The sequence below is a fragment of the Candidatus Thermoplasmatota archaeon genome, from assembly GCA_018814355.1.
Classification (GTDB): domain Archaea; phylum Thermoplasmatota; class Thermoplasmata; order UBA10834; family UBA10834; genus COMBO-56-21.
Genome location: JAHIZT010000129.1, coordinates 1 through 19479 on the forward strand (window position 1 = coordinate 1; position 19479 = coordinate 19479).

General features: G+C 55.8%; 15 protein-coding genes. 9 read left to right on the forward strand and 6 right to left on the reverse strand.

From position 1 onward, the window contains the following. Positions 1–190: 190 nt before the first annotated feature. Complete coding sequence (locus KJ653_09895; protein MBU0686138.1) at positions 191–2293, reverse strand: GAF domain-containing protein; 2103 nt, start codon at positions 2291–2293, stop codon at positions 191–193. Between the two features lie 288 nt (positions 2294–2581). Between KJ653_09895 and KJ653_09900 the strand changes: the two genes are divergently transcribed. From KJ653_09900 to KJ653_09915, 4 genes are all read left to right on the forward strand, one after another. Beyond that, positions 2582–3229: a cobalamin-dependent protein gene (locus KJ653_09900; GenBank protein ID MBU0686139.1), complete on the forward strand. Its 648-nt coding sequence runs from the start codon at positions 2582–2584 to the stop codon at positions 3227–3229. Between the two features lie 4 nt (positions 3230–3233). Next, positions 3234–4616: a monomethylamine:corrinoid methyltransferase gene (locus KJ653_09905; GenBank protein ID MBU0686140.1), complete on the forward strand. Its 1383-nt coding sequence runs from the start codon at positions 3234–3236 to the stop codon at positions 4614–4616. Positions 4617–4704: 88 nt separating this feature from the next. Next, positions 4705–4968 carry a hypothetical protein gene (locus KJ653_09910; GenBank protein ID MBU0686141.1) on the forward strand — a complete coding sequence of 88 codons (264 nt, stop codon included), beginning with the start codon at positions 4705–4707 and terminating at the stop codon, positions 4966–4968. A 112-nt stretch (positions 4969–5080) separates the two neighbouring features. After that, positions 5081–5659: a DUF835 domain-containing protein gene (locus KJ653_09915; GenBank protein MBU0686142.1), complete on the forward strand. Its 579-nt coding sequence runs from the start codon at positions 5081–5083 to the stop codon at positions 5657–5659. Positions 5660–5715: 56 nt separating this feature from the next. Here KJ653_09915 and KJ653_09920 read toward each other — a convergent pair whose 3' ends face one another. Then, positions 5716–6423, reverse strand: a complete 708-nt coding sequence (locus KJ653_09920) for an HAD family hydrolase (protein MBU0686143.1) — start codon at positions 6421–6423, stop codon at positions 5716–5718. A 323-nt stretch (positions 6424–6746) separates the two neighbouring features. Beyond that, positions 6747–8210 (reverse strand): trimethylamine methyltransferase family protein, encoded by a 1464-nt coding sequence (locus KJ653_09925; protein MBU0686144.1) that lies wholly within the window; start codon positions 8208–8210, stop codon positions 6747–6749. A gap of 219 nt (positions 8211–8429) precedes the next feature. On the opposite strand from KJ653_09925, the gene KJ653_09930 reads away from it, so the two are divergent. Further along, positions 8430–9470, forward strand: coding sequence for a class A beta-lactamase-related serine hydrolase (locus tag KJ653_09930; GenBank protein ID MBU0686145.1), 1041 nt, complete (start codon positions 8430–8432; stop codon positions 9468–9470). Between the two features lie 14 nt (positions 9471–9484). On the opposite strand, the gene KJ653_09935 is transcribed toward KJ653_09930, so the two are convergent. Both KJ653_09935 and KJ653_09940 read right to left on the reverse strand, forming a co-directional pair. Then, a complete protein-coding gene (locus tag KJ653_09935) occupies positions 9485–10759 on the reverse strand; it encodes a DUF835 domain-containing protein (GenBank protein ID MBU0686146.1) in 1275 nt (424 codons plus the stop codon). A gap of 108 nt (positions 10760–10867) precedes the next feature. Beyond that, a complete protein-coding gene (locus KJ653_09940) occupies positions 10868–11446 on the reverse strand; it encodes a nucleotidyltransferase domain-containing protein (protein ID MBU0686147.1) in 579 nt (192 codons plus the stop codon). Between the two features lie 171 nt (positions 11447–11617). On the opposite strand from KJ653_09940, the gene polX reads away from it, so the two are divergent. From polX to KJ653_09960, 4 genes are all read left to right on the forward strand, one after another. Then, positions 11618–13342 (forward strand): DNA polymerase/3'-5' exonuclease PolX, encoded by a 1725-nt coding sequence (polX, locus tag KJ653_09945; protein ID MBU0686148.1) that lies wholly within the window; start codon positions 11618–11620, stop codon positions 13340–13342. Next, positions 13339–15345 carry an NAD-dependent DNA ligase LigA gene (ligA, locus tag KJ653_09950; protein ID MBU0686149.1) on the forward strand — a complete coding sequence of 669 codons (2007 nt, stop codon included), beginning with the start codon at positions 13339–13341 and terminating at the stop codon, positions 15343–15345. The genes polX and ligA overlap by 4 nt, the downstream gene beginning before the upstream one ends. A gap of 286 nt (positions 15346–15631) precedes the next feature. Continuing rightward, positions 15632–16360, forward strand: coding sequence for a hypothetical protein (locus tag KJ653_09955; protein MBU0686150.1), 729 nt, complete (start codon positions 15632–15634; stop codon positions 16358–16360). Positions 16361–16452: 92 nt separating this feature from the next. Next, the gene (locus tag KJ653_09960; GenBank protein MBU0686151.1) at positions 16453–17184 is read left to right on the forward strand and encodes a phosphotransferase; all 732 of its coding nucleotides are present in this window, start codon (positions 16453–16455) and stop codon (positions 17182–17184) included. A 26-nt stretch (positions 17185–17210) separates the two neighbouring features. On the opposite strand, the gene KJ653_09965 is transcribed toward KJ653_09960, so the two are convergent. Beyond that, the gene (locus KJ653_09965) at positions 17211–19442 is read right to left on the reverse strand and encodes a hypothetical protein (protein MBU0686152.1); all 2232 of its coding nucleotides are present in this window, start codon (positions 19440–19442) and stop codon (positions 17211–17213) included. Positions 19443–19479 lie beyond the last annotated feature (37 nt).

Genomic DNA, 19479 nt, shown 5'->3' on the forward strand with positions numbered 1-19479 from the left:
CTCAATGCCGACCTCAACGCGGCAAGGAACATCGCCAGCCTCGGCAACGCCTTGGTTGGCAGGCCCACCGTCAACGGGCCGATCGTAGCGACCAGTGACACGGAGCATCGAACCTCCGTCGAGGTCAGTTACAAGCCACCCATTTCAACGGGTGGTAGTTGACCTGTCCATCAGCCCACCATTAGTGAGGCTATGGTCGAACGTCTTTTGCCGCTGGAAGGACCACGCAGAACTTCGACCCCAACTCGCTCTTGCCGTGCACGCGGTCCTCTACCCATATCCTTCCGCCGAACTTGTCCGTCAGGGCCCTGCATATCGATAGGCCTAGCCCTGTACCCGGGGTGTTTGGGTCAGGCTTCAATCGCACATACTTCTGGAACAGAATCGGCTTCTTGTCGTCTGTTATGCCATTGCCGTGGTCGCATATGCAGACCTTCCAGAATGCCCTGTTGTCCTCCACTACCTTGCCGCAGTCGAGGTCTATCTCTACCTCCTCTTGAGGGTCGTACTTGACAGAGTTCGAAAGCAGGTTCACAAACAGCTCCTCGACCAGCTTGTTCGCCAGAACGAAGGATGATTCCGGGACATTCATCTTGACGCTTATGGCCTTCCCAGGGAACGAGTTCTCAAGTCCTGATACGATCTTCCTAAGTACGAGAGAAAGGTCAATCGGTACGAAGTCCTCTGAGTTCATGATGCCGATCTTCGTCAGTTTCTTGACATTCTCGATGAGCTCAGCCGTCTGTCTTATGAGACGGAGCGATTTCTCAAGGTACACCCTGTGCTCCGGCGGGATCTCCTTCAACCCTGCGATCGCCTGGATGTAGTTCAGAGTTGCGAAGTTGAAGTTATTGATGTCGTGGAACATGAGGTCGTTCAGCAGCTCGATCTCCTTGTTTGCCTCCTGAAGCTTGGAGACCAGGTTGGCGTTCGAGAGCGCCACAGACGCCTGTTGCGCGAACAGTTTTCCAGCTTCCAGATCACTGTTGGTGAACACATGTCCCTTCGGTCTGTACAGCTCCAAGACTCCCATCACGCCGTCAGGATTGACCAATGGGACGGCCAGCATTGAGTTGTGTTCCAGCGGTTCGCCGGGGATACCCACTGACCGTGGATCAGAATCAACATCGTCCATGAACTCCGCGTTCCCTGTCCTCGCAACCACTCCCACTACTCCTTCGTCCACGGTCCCTGGAGAAGCCATCACTTCGTCCGCGTAGTTGCCCACTGCATAGACCGGGTAGATCATCCTCTTGGACCAATCGACCAAGTACATGGAGAGATCCGTGTAGGCTATGACCTCTCTCAGATTGGATGCGATGGCCGCGTATATCTGCTGGGTGTTGATGGCCTTCTGAAGCTCCACCCCAGATCTCACTAGGGTTTCCTGGAGCTTGACCTTCTTCTCGAGGTGGGACATCAGGGCCATGTTGTCCACGAGTCCTGCGATCTGGTCCGCGACCGTCTGCAGTATGTCCGCGGTCTCCAAGTTGTATTCATTCTGCTTGGAGTAATAGATGTTGAGAGAACCGATGGTCTGCCCTCTGCTGGTCAACGACACGCAGAGCATTGACATGTATCTGCTGGCATCCATGATCCCCAGTTCGGTGTACGGCTTTCTCCCTGCGTCCTTGCCAACTACGATTGCGGTCCTGCCGAACTTGAGTTTTTCAACAATACTGCCTTCGAAGGGGACCGTGCCGAGAGAATTAGTGGTATTGGGCTTCTCTGGATCAGGCAATATGACATCGACATGCCTGCCGTTCTGCTCCGTGATCCCCACTGTGATCATGTCGAAGTTCATCAGTTTCTTGAGCTCGAAGCTGATGTTCGCCAGTGCGTGTCCTCTGACATCCGGGTCCGCCGCCGAGACCCTGGCGATCTTGTTCATCACATCGATCCTGAACGCCTTGTCCCTGAGCTCATGTTCAAGGCTCTTCCGAGTTGTGATATCCCGCAGCACGATGGCAATACCGATCAGCGTGCCGGTCGCATCTCTCAGCAATGAGGATGATATCGACGCGCAGACTGTGCCGCCATCCGTCTTCTTGAACTTGATTTCGTAGTCCTCGACAAGACCGCCCTGCTCGAGCAGTGAGACCATGGCTTTCCACTCGATGTTCCTCTCCACAAGGTCCTTCGCAAGGTTCTTCGTCTTGATATCGTCGGGGCTCTGTCCCAAGATCCGTGCAAAAGCGGGGTTGGAATAGACTATGTCGCCCTCTTTTGTGCAGACCACAATCCCATCTGATAGCTCTGTAAGCAACTCATCTTTGTCAATCATCGAAGCCATCTGGATTCTAACTCCCAACACGGAGCCAGCTGGACTCTGGCTAGCTCTGTTTTCGATGCCCGCGACCACTTAGCATTATCCAGTCTTAAAAGCTTTCGCTGTCTGAATCCGGGGACGACAATCGGTGTCTCCGCCAGAAGGCTCAGCCTCGTCCACTCTCAATCCTGAGAGGTCGAAACGAAGGTCACATCCTTCTAGCAGACGAAGGTTAATGTAGAGGTCAGCAAATTAACCGAGAGTCCCGTGCCCTCGACAAGACACGGCCCGGTGGCTCGGCAAGGTGGGGTAATGAGCAGCGACAAGATTCTGAAAGACCTACAGAAGTCAGTTTTGGGATATGATTCGGCGGCAGCAGTGAGCGCAGCAAGGGCGGTCATCGCGACTAAGATGGACCCCCTGTTGGCTATCGAGAAGGGCCTCGTGCCAGCTATCGAAGAAGTGGGCGAGAAGTTCGAGAAGATGGAGCTATACCTTCCAGAACTGATGCTCGCGGGCGATGCCATGCGATCCGCATTGGCATTGTTGCTGCCGCTGCTTCCAAAGGGATCGAGAGGCTACAAAGCGACTGCGGTGATTGGCACCGTCCAGGGAGACGTGCACGAGATCGGCAAGAATATCGTCGCCAGCCTCATGTTGGCAGGTGGATACAACGTCATAGACCTGGGCGTCGATGTGAAGACCATCGCATTCGTGGAAGAGGCCAGAAAGGCAGGAGCCAGGATTATTGGCGCATCAGCCCTGATGTCCAGTACCATCGGTTCACAGAAGGACATCGTGGACTACTTGGTCTCTTCTGGAGACAGGAAGAAGTTCGCAGTACTCGTGGGCGGCGGTCCCACTACAAAGGAATGGGCGAAGGAGATCGGGGCCGACGGTTGCGGCATGACCGCCGTAGAGGCCGTGAAGCTGGCCGACAAGTTCGTCAAGGGCAGGTGAGTCCGTGGTACAGATCCTAGACGTTATGGAGAAGGCCCTTAACGGCAAGCCAATGAGCGAAACCGATTACCAGCTAAGGGTTTTCGCGCCCAAGGTTCAGGAGAAGGTCAGAGAGCACAAGATCAAGTTCGACCCGAGCAACCCCATCCCGAACGACAACTCGCTGGCAGACGATATCTTTGAGGCCGGGATGGAGCTCCTAGTCGATGTCGGCGCATACTGCACGACCAGCGGACGGGTCATCTCTTACACCGAGGCGGAAATAAAGAACGCCCTTAGGACCGCCCCGTCGAAGGTGCACTTCGGCGAGGGAAGGGACAGAAAAGCCCTCGTCAACAGGAAGGTCGGGGACAAGACACCTCCTTGGTGCCTCCTGGGCGCTGGAGGGGGTGCATGCTCCAGTGACAGATCGTTCCTTACGCTGGTGGAAGGCTACGCGGAGATACCCGAGACAAATGGGATCACCACCCCGGCCATAACGCGTGTCGGGGGTATGAGGGTCAGGCCAGCCTCGCCCCTGGAGGTCATGGCAGCCCAGAGGAATGCGGTGCTCGCCAGAGAGGCGTGCAATAGGGCGGGACGCCAGGGAATACCCATAATGAACTCCCTCGCGACTGCAGAATCCGATATCGCACTGGCTGCGGCCATGCACCCGAAGTTCGGGATGCGCCCATCCGATGGCTACATGATATGCTGCATGGACCCGATGAAGGTCGACTTCGCAAGGTTGAACAAGGTCGCAGTCGCACTGTCGTTGGGCGGTCCGATTGGAATGTGTTTCGGACCTCTTCTGGGAGGATACTCCGGCGGACCCGAAGGGACTGCGGTGTCGAATGTCGCGCACCACATGATGGGAATCCTGACCTACCAGTCGTCATGGCTGCTGCCGTTCACGATTCATCTGAAGTATGTTGCCAGCAGCCCCAGGGACATGCTCTGGGTCATCAGCACGATGGGTCAGGCGGTCTCAAGGAACACTCATCTCCTGAGCCTGAATCTGAACTACACGACAGCTGGACCATGCACTCCGATGTGCCTGTTTGAGACATCGGCGTCAGTGACTGCAGCGGTCACTGCTGGACTCTCTATAGAGTCGCTCGGCGTAGCGACGAACAAGCACGAGGACAGGACGACTCCAGTTGAGCCGAGGATTTCTGCCGAGGTGGGCCACGCAGTGGCTGGCATGAAGCTCTCGGACGCGAACGAACTGGTGAAGAAGCTCCTGGGGAAGTACGAATCGAAGCTGAAAGCGCCTCCGCTGGGCAAGAGCTTGTACGAGTGCTGGGATCCTGAGACTCGCAGGCCGAGCAAGGAGTACAAAGGCGTGATCAAGGCCTACAAGAAGAGCATGTCCGCCCTCGGGCTTGAGCTCAGGCCAGAGGAATAGACGCGACCTGGACCGGGCCATCCCCACTTCCTCTCGTCTGTCGAAGCAAACGATATCAGAGAGGTCGTACATTGAGGTCAAGCAGGCTATGACGCAGAAGATGCACAAGCTGTTCCTGACTACGTGCGACCTCGGAGAAGCAAGGTCTGTCAATGCCAGCGAGTGCGAGAGTTGCCCGCAAGGGAGCGTGGTTGATGGCAAGTCGCGGGTCATCTGTGGTGGCGTCACGAAGTTCTTCGTAGCCCCTTGCTACTATGAAATGCGGTCTGCAGCCACGATTTTCGACTGCGCGAAGTGCAGGTTCGGCGAAGTGGGCCAGGACAGGATAAGGGTCTTCTGCTCCCGTATGTGATTGTATCTCGCGGTCCTGTATTTGCGAGCTGTCTGTGTCATCTCCGCGAAGCCTGGACAACAGTATTATATAAATCGACTAAACATATACTAAACTCGGATGGGATGCAGTAGTGACTTCAGCTGGTAGCTCAGCTTATGTCATTGGTTCTGAGCCTAAGCCAGGCAACGTCTACCTCGTCGAGGAGAGGCGACCCAAGGTAAGCTTCGAGCTTTTCGACCAACAGCTGTCCGCAGGATACAACGGGCTGATCGTCACACGAGATTTCCCGAAGAAGCTCCTGTCCGAGTATGGAATCGGCGATTGCAGAATGCTCTGGCTTACCAACCTTGTTGGCGACGGAAGGATCAACCCGACGGCGATTGGCATCCTGATGAGCCAGGTCAGGAATTTCGTCGAAGGCGCAAAGAATACAGTTGTGGTGTTAGACGGCCTTGATTATCTTATCACGTTGAATACATACGACCGCATGCTCCAGTTCATGCACCAGTTGAGGGACACAGTTGTGACGAACGACTGCATCCTCATTGTCCCAATGGACCCGAGAACCGTCGGCCAGAGGGAGCTAGCGCTGCTCGAGAGGTGCATGGAACCGATTGTACCTCGCTCAGAGGGAGACGTTCAGGAGGAGTCGGTCATCGGCTCGGGCGAAGCGGGTGTTCTGAGGCTCTTGGACGCGCACCCGAGATAGGGTGCTTAATTTATCCACTATCATCAAACGATACGATTGTAGATTCCTTTTATCGTTCAATCGCCTAGTAGCTTCTCAAACCAGCTTATCATGTGCTTGACATCGGGGAAGATCTCGACGCTCCCAGCGTCCCTGAGGTCCTCCTCGGGAACATCCCCTGTCCGCACTGCCATGAACGGGACTCCTGCATTCGCAGCGCACTGGGCATCAATCGGATGATCACCGACGAAGATTGTCTCCTCCTTCGGCACGCCTAGGATCCTCACAAGGTTCAGGTACGAATCTGGGTCCGGCTTCGCTTTCGTGTTCGAGTTCCTGCATTCGACCTTGTCCACAAGGGTCTGCATCCCGGTGATTTTCAACGCGGTCAGCGCATACTCCTCGCAACCTCTTGTCAGTATCCCGATTCTTATTCCCTTCTTCCTCAGATAGCCCAACAGCTCGACGGCGCCATTTATCGCCGTGGTCTCCGAGACCCGCTCCAGTTCAACCCCATCCATGATCATGTCCAGATCGGCAAGCATGGTCCGCATCTCATCCTCATTGATGCCCCTGTTTCGCATCCTGTCCTCGAAACGGGCGATTATCTTGACGATGGTCTCATTTGGGCTGTAGAGTGAACCGTCGTCCCCGTAATTCGCTATCCTCTGGATGACCAGTCTCTTGAACTTCGCAAAGTCCACGGTCGATTCGACAAGCGTGTCGTCGAGATCGAAAACGACGGCCCGGATTCTCCTTGGCAGGCTTACGGGAACTTGCGGCATTGGACCAACTGCCTTATGTGTCCAGTAATCCCGTTTCCTCATTAAATGCTTGTACCTTGGCGGCGTCCATACGTTGTTATCACGGTTGATTTCGAGGACAACACCTATATGAAGGGTCAAGAGCGTTCTGTGAGCTGAGAGATTGAGAGAGGGAAAGAAGTTTTTCCTTCTGGACCAAGGAGTCAGCCACTCTCCTCCCCCTTTCCCCCCAACTGACCTGGTCCCTGCTCTCTTTCAATCTCCCTTTTCCATTTTTCGATGGCTTGTGCACTGAAAGCTGGCCGAGGGATTTCGACCGAGAATCTGATCTGTTGAGGGTCAACCTACTTCAGTTCCTTCTCGCTCTTCCTGACGATGTCCTGGAGCTCCTTTGCAACGTCGTCTTCCGGAGGCACCGATCTTGCACCCTTCAAGAGCTCCCTCGCCTTCGCGTTGGCCCTTCTGACCGGGTCGATTGAGCCGTGCTTCACCCAGTCCTCGTAGGTTCCGTATTCGAATACCATGGGGGACCATGCGTCCCTGAGGTGTTTGAGCGTGTGCCTCTTTGCCAGGAATGTTCCTCCGATGCCCACTTCTCTGATGAGGTCGCCAGCGATGGTTTCATCGTTCACATCTATCCCCTTGGCAATGTGCAGTAACTCCGTGACGATATCGTAGTCAAGCATGAGCTGCTCGAACGATAGCACCGTCGATGCCTCAAGCAAGCCGAAACCGTTGACCATGTCCGCACCAGCGTTGACTGCGAGAAGAGTCCCCAGACAGTGCTCCGTGGCTGCCTGGCTACCAGGAACAAGCGCGTTGGTTCCGAAGGTCCCTGCCTGGGCGGGGAGTTTGTAGTGCTTAGCCAGGTCCACGATCGCGGCGCATAACAGCGCGGCCTCTGGAGAGCCCGACACATATGCTCCTGTCCTCGGTTCCATCATGGACAGGGTAGAACCGTAGATCGCTTTCGCGCCCTTCCTAGCGCACTGTGTGAGCGTCAGGATCGCCATGATCTCTGCGTTGCTGACCACAAGTGTCCCAGCCATGGTGACGGGCCCTGAGACGCCGGCCTCAACCATGCTCATCATCATGACCGGAACCCCTGCCTTCGCGAACTCTATCGTCGCCTCGCTGCCTCCTCCGTCCAGGTTCAACGGAGGAACAGCGCAAATGATTCCTGCGAGATTCGGCTTCTGCAGCAGCTTATCCCTACCGCCGGCCACTGCGGCTGCCATGTCAATCTGGAGCCTCGCCTCCGCTCCCGTCGTCGTGGACTCAGACATCACGAACTTGTCGGTGTTGGAGTAGGCTGCGTGGATCTGGTGCAACACATGTGCATGCAATGGCACGTCTTGGGGCGCTACTGAAGGTGTGAAGTACCCGACCCCGGGCAGGACGTTCGCCAGGCGCGCGCAGTCGACTATGTCCTGCTTCCTGGCCGGTCTTCTCTTGCCGGAATCGATATCGATTGTCTGCACCCCGCACCCATCAAAAGTGAAGTAGACATGTGAGTTGTCCAGCTCGACGTCGAAATCGGGGTTACGCGCGCCAAGCTTGTACTCCTTCGGGGTGCTCCTGATGGACTTCTCGACCAGGTCTTTGGGTATCCTCGCGATCTGCTTCTCATTGTTCACATCTGCACCATGCTGGCGCAAGAGGTCGAGGGCGATGCCACTATAAATCCTGACCCCCACTCTCTCTAGTACGTCGAGGGATTCGTCATGGATGCGCTGGAAGGCGTCCCTATCGATCAGCTGCGTGGAGTTCTTTCTCATGCTCAGTTTCCTGAAGTCTCCCGAGGTCATGTGTCCCACCTTCGTCCTGTGGGTATCCGCTCAGATTTAAAGAAGTTATTGAGAATATGACATCAAGGTGAATCTGGATTGGACGAGCGACGGACCGATGTCGAACAGAAGTACCTAAATATCAACATCCCAATCCGTTTTTCCCAGCAGCTAGGAGGACTCAGACGATTCAGCTGAATCTGTCCTCCTCTCTCTGAGGGTATTGAGGGGCGGTCGTCTATGACAATAGAGAAGAGGAGACAGTCATCATCGAACATCGAGCTAGCCAAGCTCCGCTCCGAGATACAGAAGACCACAAGGGACGTGAAGGGTCAATTGGGCCTTTACATGAAACATGTCGAATCTGGCAGAGAGATTGCGATTGATGCCGACAAGATATTCCCCCTGGGTAGCGTCTTCAAGATTCCCATCATGGTCGAGGCATACAGGCAGGTGAACGAGGGTCTGCTCTCGATGGACGAGAAGATAAAGCTCGAGAACAGGAACTACTGTATCGGATCTGGAATACTCCAGTATCTCTCTCCCGGTCTTGAGCTCACAATCCGCGACCTCATCACCCTCATGATCGTCGCCACGGACAACACCGCCTCGGAGATGCTCTGGAAGAGGATTGGAATTCAGAGGGTCAACATGCTGATCCGCGAGCTGGGGCTCGCGAAGACTTCGATCTACCTTCCATGGAGAGAGGGCTTCCTTCTGACGATGGGGAAGGGGCCGTTCAAGGACATGCTCGTGCAGGATGCCGGGCGAAAATGGAAGGGCTTCTCCGACCTTGGCAGGATGAAGATATTGAACGAGATTGACACCGAGTTCGCAAACCTATCCATCGAGGATTTCCGAAGGGAGTATGAGAACCTCTACGGGATGAAGGAGGAGAAGAAGTTCAGAACCCAACGCGAATACGACCAGGTCTTCGATAACATCGGGACCCCGCGTGAGATAGGCATCCTGCTCGAAAAGACGCTCAAAGGCGAAGTGGTGTCCAGGGAGGCTAGCATGGAGATGCTCGGCATGATGATGAGGAACCTGGGCTCCTCCTCCGTTCCTCACTACCTCTCCGACGACGTAGTCGTTGCCTCGAGATCCGGAGTGACCGCTGGATCCGTGAACAATGCCGGCATAATCTACGTGAACTCGAACTCGCACATCATCCTTTGCGTCTTCTTCAAGAGGCTCGGAGAGAAGAACCCTGAGAAGGCCCAGATTGCGGAGGCCAAGATCGCGAGGCTGGTATACGACTATTTCTCTCGTGTCAAGTGACACTCCGATTCGCGTCAGCCCTGGATGAGTACTGCTCTCTTCTCTATGAGCGCGGCTTCTCTTTCGGTCAGCGTGCGCTTGTCGACAGTTACAATCAGCCGGGAATTATGGGCGACAATCAGGTCCTTCAAGTGGTCAAGCGTTGTAAGGGCCTTCTTGAAATCGGCATACGTCACTATCGACTCGAAACCGTCCACCAGTATGATTGAGTTCTTGCCCTTTTCCAGGAATCTGACGATAGTACCGGTCAGGATACCTGTGTTCGCCGGGTGAATCGCTTCGCTACCAGGGGAGGTCGAAAGCCAGATCATGGCAGTCTTCTTGAGGCCGTAGGTAGGCTTGATCATGCTGGGAGGCTTCCGCGTGATGATCAGTCCCTCAAGACCTTGGCTGAGGCCTTGCACGATCAATTCATAGCCCCTTCTGGAGTCCGTGCTCCAGATGACATAGGTGTTCCTTGGAGCGAGCTCTCTCATGGCCTCTTTTGAGCCATAGGTCTCTGGGGCTGGCTCCACTGAAGGGAACCTCGCACTGGAGAGGAGGAGCATGCCGAATCCAAGGCTGAGCATGGCGTACGACCCTATGTAGAAGACATCTGGCATCGATCCCACTGAGTATGCACCCGAGGCCTCGTAAATTGTGTAAAGCGAATCGCCCACTGTATAGAAGGCAATTGAGACTCCGACGATGATCCAGCAGTCTTCGAGGAGGCCCTTCCGGAACGACCATATGAGCATGATGACGAGGCTAAGTATGACTGCGTCTAGGGGAGTGTACAGGTTCCAGGTGACTTTCTCCAGGGTGGACATGTCCGTCGAACCATATGATTCGCGGACCACGTATATCAGGAGCGGAGAAACTGCCAGCCAGAACGCAGCCTGGACCGCAATGATCTGGCGAGAGATCTTGACCTTTGCGTCACGGATGACCTTGAACAGCAAGGCTATCAAGGCGACATAGCCGCTTAGCCAGAAGAGGTCAGCGAGAGAAACAGTGACCTCTTCGTCGATCACCTCCGCGTAGATGCTCCAGGTCAGCTCTCCCAATGCCAATAGGGTGAACGCGACCACCAACCCGAGGTTGATCTCGGGCGACGGGCTCTTCCTAGTGAACCAGTAGAGCGCGAAAGCGAGGATTGCAGCAGCCAGGGCGAAAACCGGATTGGTTGCATTGCCCATGAGTACTCCATCGTCCTCGTTCAGCAACGAGAACACTATGTAGACGACAATCACGATGAATGGAGTCGCTGTCAGAAACAATCCGAGATTCGTCCTTGGTATGATGGCCATATCAACCGCAGACTTTCTTTCGCATGGTCTATTTTGGTTCAGAGAGTATATCAATGCCGTGGTCGACCTACCAAATCTGATAATCGCATAGTCCTGACGACATCTGGCTCAGCGCTTCCAGATGCTCTCCTTGTCCCTTAGCTCAGCTGCAAGCCCACCCTTTCTTGTCATCTCCTTCTGGGCTATGCACAACGGGACTATTGCCACATTCGTCTCTTCCTTCACGAGAGCTGCAAGCGAGGTCGCAATCTCCTTCGCCTGGCCTTCCGTTACCGAGCTGTCGTCATAGACGACAGCGACATCTACCTCTTCTCCCGGGGCGTGCTCCCCGCGACCGATACTCCCGAAGAGCCTGCATTCCAGTATCCACGGCTGCTCTCCGAGACGACTGGCATATGCCCTGGCTGCCGTCCTCTGTGGGTCCGTGTCAGGAATCATCCGAAGGACTTTCAGTCTCTCCCTGTCTTCCGTCAGGGTCACGCCAATCGCGTTTCCGATCTTCCGAGTCCTCACGAGACCTGTCTTCTTCAACTCCTTCACAGCCCTCCAGGTGGTCATCGTCGGGACTTTTGCCGTCCTCGAAAGCTCGTTGATAGTGAAATCACGGTCGGGATATGACTTGAGTGCGCGAATTATCTCAACGCGTCCCTTCCGAGCCAGTATTGTCAAAGACTCACGCGAGAGCATCCTAATCATATCTCCGATGGTATAGTTATATCAGATGTGGTATAATAGAATGACGCTTAAGTCCAGCCAGTATCTGTCGCCGAATGATGCATAAGTAGATGGGAATGCGCACGGTCTATGGAAACGTATATTCGAAGCATCGTGGATTTGGATTGGAACCTGGTATGTCTCATGGACAATGACGATGTAGCAAATGTTTTGTTCGAGATCGCAGATCTGCTGGACCTCCAGGGAGTGGCATTCAAGCCCAACGCCTATAGACGCGCGGCGAGAAACATCAATGCGCTTGAGGAGGACATTAACAAAATCGCTGCCGAAGGCAGGTTGCAGGACATCCCAGGTGTGGGCGAGGCAATGACCGAGAAGATCGACGAGCTGATCGCAACAGGCGAGTTAAGATATCTGAGCCAGCTTCGGTCCGAGGTCCCGCCTGGCCTGGTCGAGATCCTGAAGGTCCCCGATGTTGGACCTAAGACGGCCATGGTCCTCTACAGGGAGCTAGGGATCTCCTCCGTCGATGGGTTGAAGGAGGCTGTACTCAACCACAAGCTCCACGGGATCAAGGGGTTTGGCGAGAAGACTGAGGAGCGCATCCTTCAGGGGGTGAGGACTCTTGAATCCAAGGGGGGCAGAACATTGCTTGGCCATGCCCTCCCCGTGGCCGAATCCTATGTAGAATACCTCAGGTCGTCACAGCCTTTGGACAAGATTAGCGTGGCCGGCAGTCTGAGACGTGGGAAGGAGACGGTGGGCGACATCGACATCCTTGTGGGTGACGACAAACCCGCTGGCATCATGGATACCTTTGTCTCCTATCAAGAGGTCGACGAAATCCTCATGAAGGGGCCAACCAAATCGAGCGTCAGGCTCAAGGGCGGCTTACAGGTCGATGTTAGGGCAGTTGACACAAAGAGCTGGGGGGCTGCCCTCTGCTTTTTCACCGGCTCGAAGGAACACAATGTCACAATGCGCACAATGGGCGTCAGCATGGGCCTGAAGCTGAACGAGTATGGGCTCTTCACGAGAGAATCTGGGAAGAAGGTCGCTGGCGAAACTGAAGAAGAGGTATACAAAGCTCTCGGGCTTTCGTATGTCGAGCCTGAACTGAGGGAGAACTTGGGCGAGATCGAGGCGGCCAGGGAGGGCCGGCTCCCTGATCTGGTCCGTGACGACCAGATACTCGGTGACATGCACGTTCACACCAGTTGGAGTGACGGAGCGGACAAGATCGACGATGTCGTCTTAGAGGCAGTGAATCGCGGATACGAATATGTGGCCATCACGGACCATTCGCAGAGCCTCAAGATCGCCAAGGGCCTTTCAGCTGATCGTTTGAAAAATCAGATCGAATCCATCCGCAAGGCGGAGGATTCTGCGGGTGGCAAGATCAAGGTACTTGCTGGGAGCGAGGTGGACATCAAAGCGGACGGGTCCTTGGACTTCCCGAACAGCCTTCTCAAGGACCTGGACCTGGTTATCGGATCTGTTCACTCGGGTTTCAAGCGCACCAAGGCGGAGATGACCGCGCGCGAGATTAAGGCCATCGAATCTGGTCGGATCGACATACTTGGCCATCCGACCGGCAGGCTCATAGGTCAGAGGAACCCCTACGAAGTCGATCTTGACAAGGTTTTCGAGGCTGCAAGGTCGGCCGGAGTATGCATGGAGATCAACTCACACCCAGACAGGTTGGACTTGTCAGACGTCCATTGTAGGCAGGCCAAGGATGCCGGTGTCATGATGGCCATAGGGACCGATGCCCACAGGACTGAGCAGATGGGCTACATCAGATACGGCATCATCACAGCCAGGCGCGGATGGCTTGAGCACAAGGACGTCATGAACACGCTGCGATGGAAGGAGCTTTCGAGACGGCTCCACGGAGGAAGGCCATGAGCGATGACCGGCCCGCGATCAAGAAGCGGATGAGGGAACTGGTCGACAAGATTACCTATCATGACGGGAAGTACTACGCGGAGGACAACCCCGAGATATCGGACTACGAGTACGACGTCCGCGTCAAGGAGCTAGCGGAGCTAGAAGTGCGGTACCCCGACCTTGTCATGCCCGACTCACCAACCCAGCGCGTCTCGGGAAAACCACTCGAGGAGTTCCCTCAGGTGGAGCACAAGGTAGCGATGCTGAGCCTCGGGAACTGCTACTCATCAGAGGAGCTGCGCGAGTTCGACGCTCGGGTCGGGAAGTGGCTCGGAGGAGAATCGGTCGAGTATGTAGTAGAGCTGAAAATCGACGGGCTGGGGATTGCGCTTCTCTTCGAGGATCGAGCGCTCGTTCGAGGAGCTACGAGGGGCGACGGCCGGATAGGAGAGGAAGTCACTTCGAACATCAAGACGATCAGGAGCATCCCGCTGAAGCTTAAACCCGAAAGCGGTCTTCGCACCGTTGAGGTCCGCGGCGAGGTCTACATGCCGACCGAGGGGCTCTGGAAGCTGAACAAGCAGAGGGAGACCAGCGGTGAGCCTTTGTTCGCCAATCCAAGGAACGCGGCTGCAGGGTCAATAAGGCAGCTTGATCCGAAGATTGCAGCGTCACGCCCGTTGGAGGCGTATTTCTACACGCTGGGATACAGTGAAGGCTCGATGCCGTCGACGCACGAGAAGTGTCTCGAAGCGATGAGGAAAGCGGGCCTCCGCACAAGTCCTCACACGATGAAGTTCGACTCCATCGACAAGGTGCTGGAGCACATTGCCTCGTGGGAGTCTAGGAGGGATTCCATCGGATACGAGATCGACGGGATCGTCATCAAGGTCAACTCGCTTGCACAGCAGGTCAGATTGGGGTTCACTTCCAAGGAGCCGCGATGGGCTATTGCATACAAGTATCCTCCAAAACAGATGACCACTAGGCTGCTGGATGTCCAGGTGCAGGTCGGCAGAACTGGCACATTGACGCCTGTGGCGATACTCGAACCTGTGCAAGTTGGGGGAGTGACCATCTCACACGCAACCCTTCACAATGAGGACGAGGTGAGGCGCAAGGACCTGAGGATCGGGGACTATGTGCTTATCGAAAGGGCGGGCGAGGTGATTCCGCAGGTCGTGAAACCCATCGTGGACAAGAGGACCGGTCGAGAGAGAGAGTTCAAGATGCCGCAGACGTGCCCTGTGTGTGGGTCCAAGGCTGTCCGAGAGGAGGGCGAAGCCGCACGAAGATGTGTCAACGCATCTTGTCCCGCTCAGGTCAAGGAGCGTCTGATGCACTTCTGCTCACGGACCGCGATGGACATCGAAGGCGTCGGACCTGCCCTGGTCGATCAGCTGGTAGACAAAGGTCTCGTCTCGGATGCGGCGGACCTGTACAAGTTGACAAGGGAGGACCTGCTGACTCTGGATGGAATCGCAGAGAGATCATCCCAGAACATCCTGGATGCCATAAGGTCCAGCACGAAGAGGGATTTCGAAAACGTGCTCTATGCCCTTGGCATCAGGCACATCGGACGCACCACGGCGGATGTCCTCGCGCAGACCATGGGCAGCTTGGATGGGCTTGAGTCGGCGTCGGTCGAGGAGCTGTCGAGGAGCGAGGGCGTCGGCCAAGTCGTCGCTGAGGCTGTTAGGGACTTCATGAGCAGCCCGGAGAACCGCAAGCTCTTGGCCCGTCTGAGGAAAGCTGGTCTGAAGACAGAGGTGGTCAAGAAGGCCGGTGGACCGTTGGCTGGGAAGATCTTCCTGTTCACGGGGGAGCTCAGCTCTATGACGCGCTCCGAGGCGGAATCTGCTGTAGAGGCTCTCGGAGGAAAGTCCGGATCATCTATCACGAAGGCTACCGATTTCGTGGTCGTGGGGAAGGATTCTGGGTCGAAGCTCGAGAAAGCCAGGAACCTGAACAAAACGGTCCTGGACGAACAACAGTTCATCGAGATGGTCAAGAAGAAATAGACCTCGCTCAGGCCCAATCTGAACGTCGTATGGCCTGGTTTGCATCTGGTGATACTGGTAGAGCATGATTATTATAGCCTGGACTGCCAGACTCTACGTGCACACAAACGCTGTCGGAGTGAGAACTAGCTTGCCCTACTCATCTGCTCCTCGGAAGAGCCAAACGCAGAACGAACTCCCGGATGCTCAGGCGGACCGGTACCACAAGAAACTCCAGAGGATTCTGCGTCCAGCTGACACCGTTCCCGGGGAGCTCTCAGGAGGGTCGGGCACAGTGGAGCGTCGCATGAGTGAGAAGATGAAGGAGGCGACGCTCTCTCCCAGACTGGTCAATCCTGTGTCCGTGCCCCAGGACGACAGCCCGCTGTTCCAATGCACGGAGTGCGACATGATCGTCAAGGAGTCGGACCCATACTGTCCGTTCTGCGGTGCGATTTTCGCGGATGGAATACTGGCGGAACAGGCGGAATCGGAGTCTGAACCCCAGAAGCCCCCCGCTGGGGATTCAGCGGTCGAGAAGCCCGCACGAAGAGAGCCCATGGTAAGGCCAGACAAATTCGACCTGTTCAGCCTGCTCGGCACTAGGTCGAGGTCAAAGGAGCTGCTCTATAGAGAGGCTCTCAGAGGTTTCCCGGGGTCTGCCAGGCTTCTCGAGGAAATAGAGCACCTGATCTCTGACATAAGCTCCCTCGGGACAGACACGACCAAGGCGCGGAGGCTGATGGGGAGCGCATGGGAGGCCGCGAGAGATGGCGATTGGAATCTGGTCACGGCGCTAGCTCATCAGACAGAGGAGATGGTAGCGCCTAGCATACCGGATCTTGTGAGGTCTGAGATCGCAAGAGCTCGGACACATCTAGCAGAGGCGAAGGCGTTGGGCGTCGACATATCACAATACGTTCTTCAGATCAAGAGCGCCGTTCAAGCTCTCCACGCCAACGACCCAGATGAGGCATTGAGGGTCACCAAGGAGCTCATGGATTCAATGAGAGAGGATTCGATCTCCTGGAAGTAGGCCGGACACAATCAAGCACTTCTGCTTCTGGACGGTTCACCTGATTCTTTGACCAGAGCCTTTTTATTTCAGGAACAGCGTTTTTCCATCGCATGCTTAGTGATTTGACCATGCTCGATGCCTTCGGATGGGAGGCAATCAAGAAGGCTCTGAACCAGAGAGTCGTGTTGGGCACGGTCAGGTTGGTGCCCAGCAGAAGGAACCGGGTGTGGGCCGTAGAGACGGACGTCAGACCCGTCGTAGTCAAGAAGTCGCTCTCGGGCAGATGCGGGAACGAGTTCGAGGTAATCATTCAGGCCAAGGGCGCAGGCCTGAATGTCCCATACCCCCTTTTCATGGAAGGAGACTACCTTGTGTCCGAGTACGTCCAGGGGGAGACATGCGACACGCTCATCAACCACATGTTCAGCAACCGGGCAGCAGAGGGCATGGGTGAATGGCTCGCGAGCTTCCACGGTCTCCTAGGACATGGCCCGACCACCAAGGTGATGAAAGACGCTGTGCTCTCGAACTTCATACTGTCAGATGAAAAGATATTTGGCGTCGACCTCGAAGACGCCGGTCCCGGCGATCCGCTGGATGACGTTGGGCAGCTTTGCGCTGCGATCCTTGGAAGTGAACCATTCTTCACCCCAATAAAGTTCGATCTGTGTCTGCGCATGGTCCAAAGCTATGAGAGGACCTCAAGCATGGACGTCATCGACGTGGTCCGGCCGTATGTGTCCAAGCACCTAATGTTGGATTCGAAGAACAAGCCGCTCTTCAGACGCACCATTGTCTCTGCTGCTCGCAGCATCGAGAAGGGATGGCCCGCACTCGCGTGAGCGCAAATGTAACGGGCGAACGGAGGCTACTGGTTCGGGGGCTCCTGCGCCGTCGTCTGCGCCTGAACCTCCTCCGTCCTGCGCTTCGACCTCGCCCTAAGCTCCTCCAGCTTCTTCGTGATCTCAGAGATGCTGTCGACCTGCTCTCCTATTACCTGCTTGCGCTTGTCCAGGTGCTCTTTCATCTTCTCGACCCTGGACCTCTCCTGAGCAAGCTTATCCATCTCCGAGGACAGGCCCTCCCGGCGTCTGTTCATCTCTTCGACCTTCTCATTGAAAGCCAGCTCTCGTGCGTCGACGTCCTTCTTGGCCTTGTCAAGATCCTCTCCTTTCGCCGCAAGCGCCTTCTCCGTCGTCTCCAGCTCGGCGAACCTTCCGGCCACGTGCTTCCGCTCCGTGTCCAGACGCTGCATCTCTTCCTCGATCTTCGTCTTGGATTTGAGCGTCTCTCCCTCGAGGGCCTTCTCCCTCTCGGAGAGGGCTTTCACACGCGAGTCCAGGCCCTCCTCTGAGGATTTCAGGCCCTCTTGTCTCCTACGCAGATTCTCGAGCTCTTCATGGACTTTGTCCTCGCGCTCGTTGGTTGCGCGGGTCTCGTCCGCTAGGACCGCCTCCCTTCGGCTCACTTCGGATCTGATCGCTTCGAGGTCCTTCTTCATCTGGGCGATCTCTTGCTCCTGAGCCTCACCCTTCACCCTAGACTCGGCGATTGCTCCTTCCTTTGCCAGCAGCGCTCTCTCCCTCTCGGCCATTGCTGCCTCTCTCTCCGCGATTGTCTGGACAGTGATCTGCTGTGCCTCCAAAGCGTCCTTGACTGTGTTCTCGCGCTTCTCAAGGTCCTTAGCTTTCTTGTCGAGGTCTCGCAGCAGTGCCTCAACCCTCTCCTCTGAGCCCGCAGTCTTGGATTCCCTCTCCCTCAGGGTGAGCTCTTTCGATTCGAGAGCAGCCGTGCGCTCCCTAAGGTCCTCGTTCTCCTTTCCTATCTTGACCAGGAGGCTAGATAGATCCTTCTGCCTCGCCTCGGCGTTCTTCTCGATTTCGTCCCGGCGCTTCTCGAGGTCCGCTCGATCCGTCTCAAGCGAGCGCTCCCGATTTTCGAGCTGAGTGACGCGGTCGGCGAACTCCTTTCCTTGGGATGTGAGCAGCTCCTGACGGGGTTTCAGCTCCGTGAGAGCCTTCTCGTATTCCAGTTTTCTTGCGTTCGCATCGTCCTCGGATTGCGTCAACTTGCGCTGGCGGTCGTCCAGGGACACTTGCAGCTCGTCCATCTCGCCTTTCGCCGTCTCGCTCTCTACGACGAATGCCTTCTTCTCGTTCTCGAGCTGCGCGACCTCGGTCTGCAGGTCTTCCTTGCGCGCATCGAGACTGTTCTTGAACTCGTTCAGGTTCTTCTCCTTGGTCTCCAGCTGCGTCCCTGTGGCCGCAAGTGCCTCTCTGTCCCTGTCCAAGCTCTGGATTCGGACCTTCGCCTCCTCGACTTCCTTCTCCCATTGGGCCTTCCGAGCTAGGTGGTCACTATGTGCAGCCTTGTACTCGCTCTCCCTCGCCAAGAGCTCCGCCTTCTCCGTTGAAATCTTGGCCAATCCTGCTTCGAAGTTGGCCATCGAATCTGCGACATTCTCCTGCATCTTCCTTATGAGCGCTCTTTTTGCCTCTGAAGCCACCTCGAACGCCTGTTGGCTCCGCACGAGCGCCTGCTCCCTTTCGAGGAGTAGCGTGACCCTGTCGTTGATTTGCGCATGCCGTTCGTTGACCTGCATCTCGAACTCTCTGAGCTCCTCCTGCCATTTCACAGTCTCCTGTCTCAGATGGTCCAGCTCGTCCCTGAGCTTCCCGAGTTCGGCTTCCTCCTGGACGGAATCCGTTCGGTCGTTTTCCAGTTCTGATTGGGCCTGCTTCGCCGACCCCTGTTCTTGCTTCGCGTGCTGCTCGGCCTCCTGTGCGGCCTTGATGCGTGCGTCGATCGTCGCGTCGAAAGACCTCTCGACTGAGTTCAGCATCTCCTTGAAGAACCCGATGTCGCCTTCGTCGGCTACGCCCTTCCCGACGGCTATGAAACTCAGCTTGTCGCCTTTGACCACAGTGGCTGTGAACTTCCCCAACTCGAAGGCTCCTATCATGCCGATGTCCCCTCTTCCCTGGATGACGGCAAGTAGTTGCTCATAGGTAACGTCCACCTTGGAGCTGAAAATAAACTCCTTCACTAGCCCGCCATTTGTACCTACAAGAAATCCTTTCGAGAGCTTCTTATCAAACACGAGATCACATCCGACTGGGGGGAGTACCGCTCAGGGG

Excerpts from the sequence above, each read along its gene's own strand:
- KJ653_09895 (MBU0686138.1), bottom strand. The coding sequence starts at position 2,293 with ATGGCTTCGATGATTGACAAAGATGAGTTGCTTACAGAGCTATCAGAT.
- KJ653_09900 (MBU0686139.1), top strand. The coding sequence starts at position 2,582 with ATGAGCAGCGACAAGATTCTGAAAGACCTACAGAAGTCAGTTTTGGGA.
- KJ653_09910 (MBU0686141.1), top strand. The coding sequence starts at position 4,705 with ATGACGCAGAAGATGCACAAGCTGTTCCTGACTACGTGCGACCTCGGA.
- KJ653_09920 (MBU0686143.1), bottom strand. The coding sequence starts at position 6,423 with ATGCCGCAAGTTCCCGTAAGCCTGCCAAGGAGAATCCGGGCCGTCGTT.
- KJ653_09925 (MBU0686144.1), bottom strand. The coding sequence starts at position 8,210 with ATGACCTCGGGAGACTTCAGGAAACTGAGCATGAGAAAGAACTCCACG.
- KJ653_09930 (MBU0686145.1), top strand. The coding sequence starts at position 8,430 with ATGACAATAGAGAAGAGGAGACAGTCATCATCGAACATCGAGCTAGCC.
- KJ653_09935 (MBU0686146.1), bottom strand. The coding sequence starts at position 10,759 with ATGGCCATCATACCAAGGACGAATCTCGGATTGTTTCTGACAGCGACT.
- KJ653_09940 (MBU0686147.1), bottom strand. The coding sequence starts at position 11,446 with ATGCTCTCGCGTGAGTCTTTGACAATACTGGCTCGGAAGGGACGCGTT.
- polX (MBU0686148.1), top strand. The coding sequence starts at position 11,618 with ATGGACAATGACGATGTAGCAAATGTTTTGTTCGAGATCGCAGATCTG.
- ligA (MBU0686149.1), top strand. The coding sequence starts at position 13,339 with ATGAGCGATGACCGGCCCGCGATCAAGAAGCGGATGAGGGAACTGGTC.
- KJ653_09955 (MBU0686150.1), top strand. The coding sequence starts at position 15,632 with ATGAGTGAGAAGATGAAGGAGGCGACGCTCTCTCCCAGACTGGTCAAT.
- KJ653_09960 (MBU0686151.1), top strand. The coding sequence starts at position 16,453 with ATGCTTAGTGATTTGACCATGCTCGATGCCTTCGGATGGGAGGCAATC.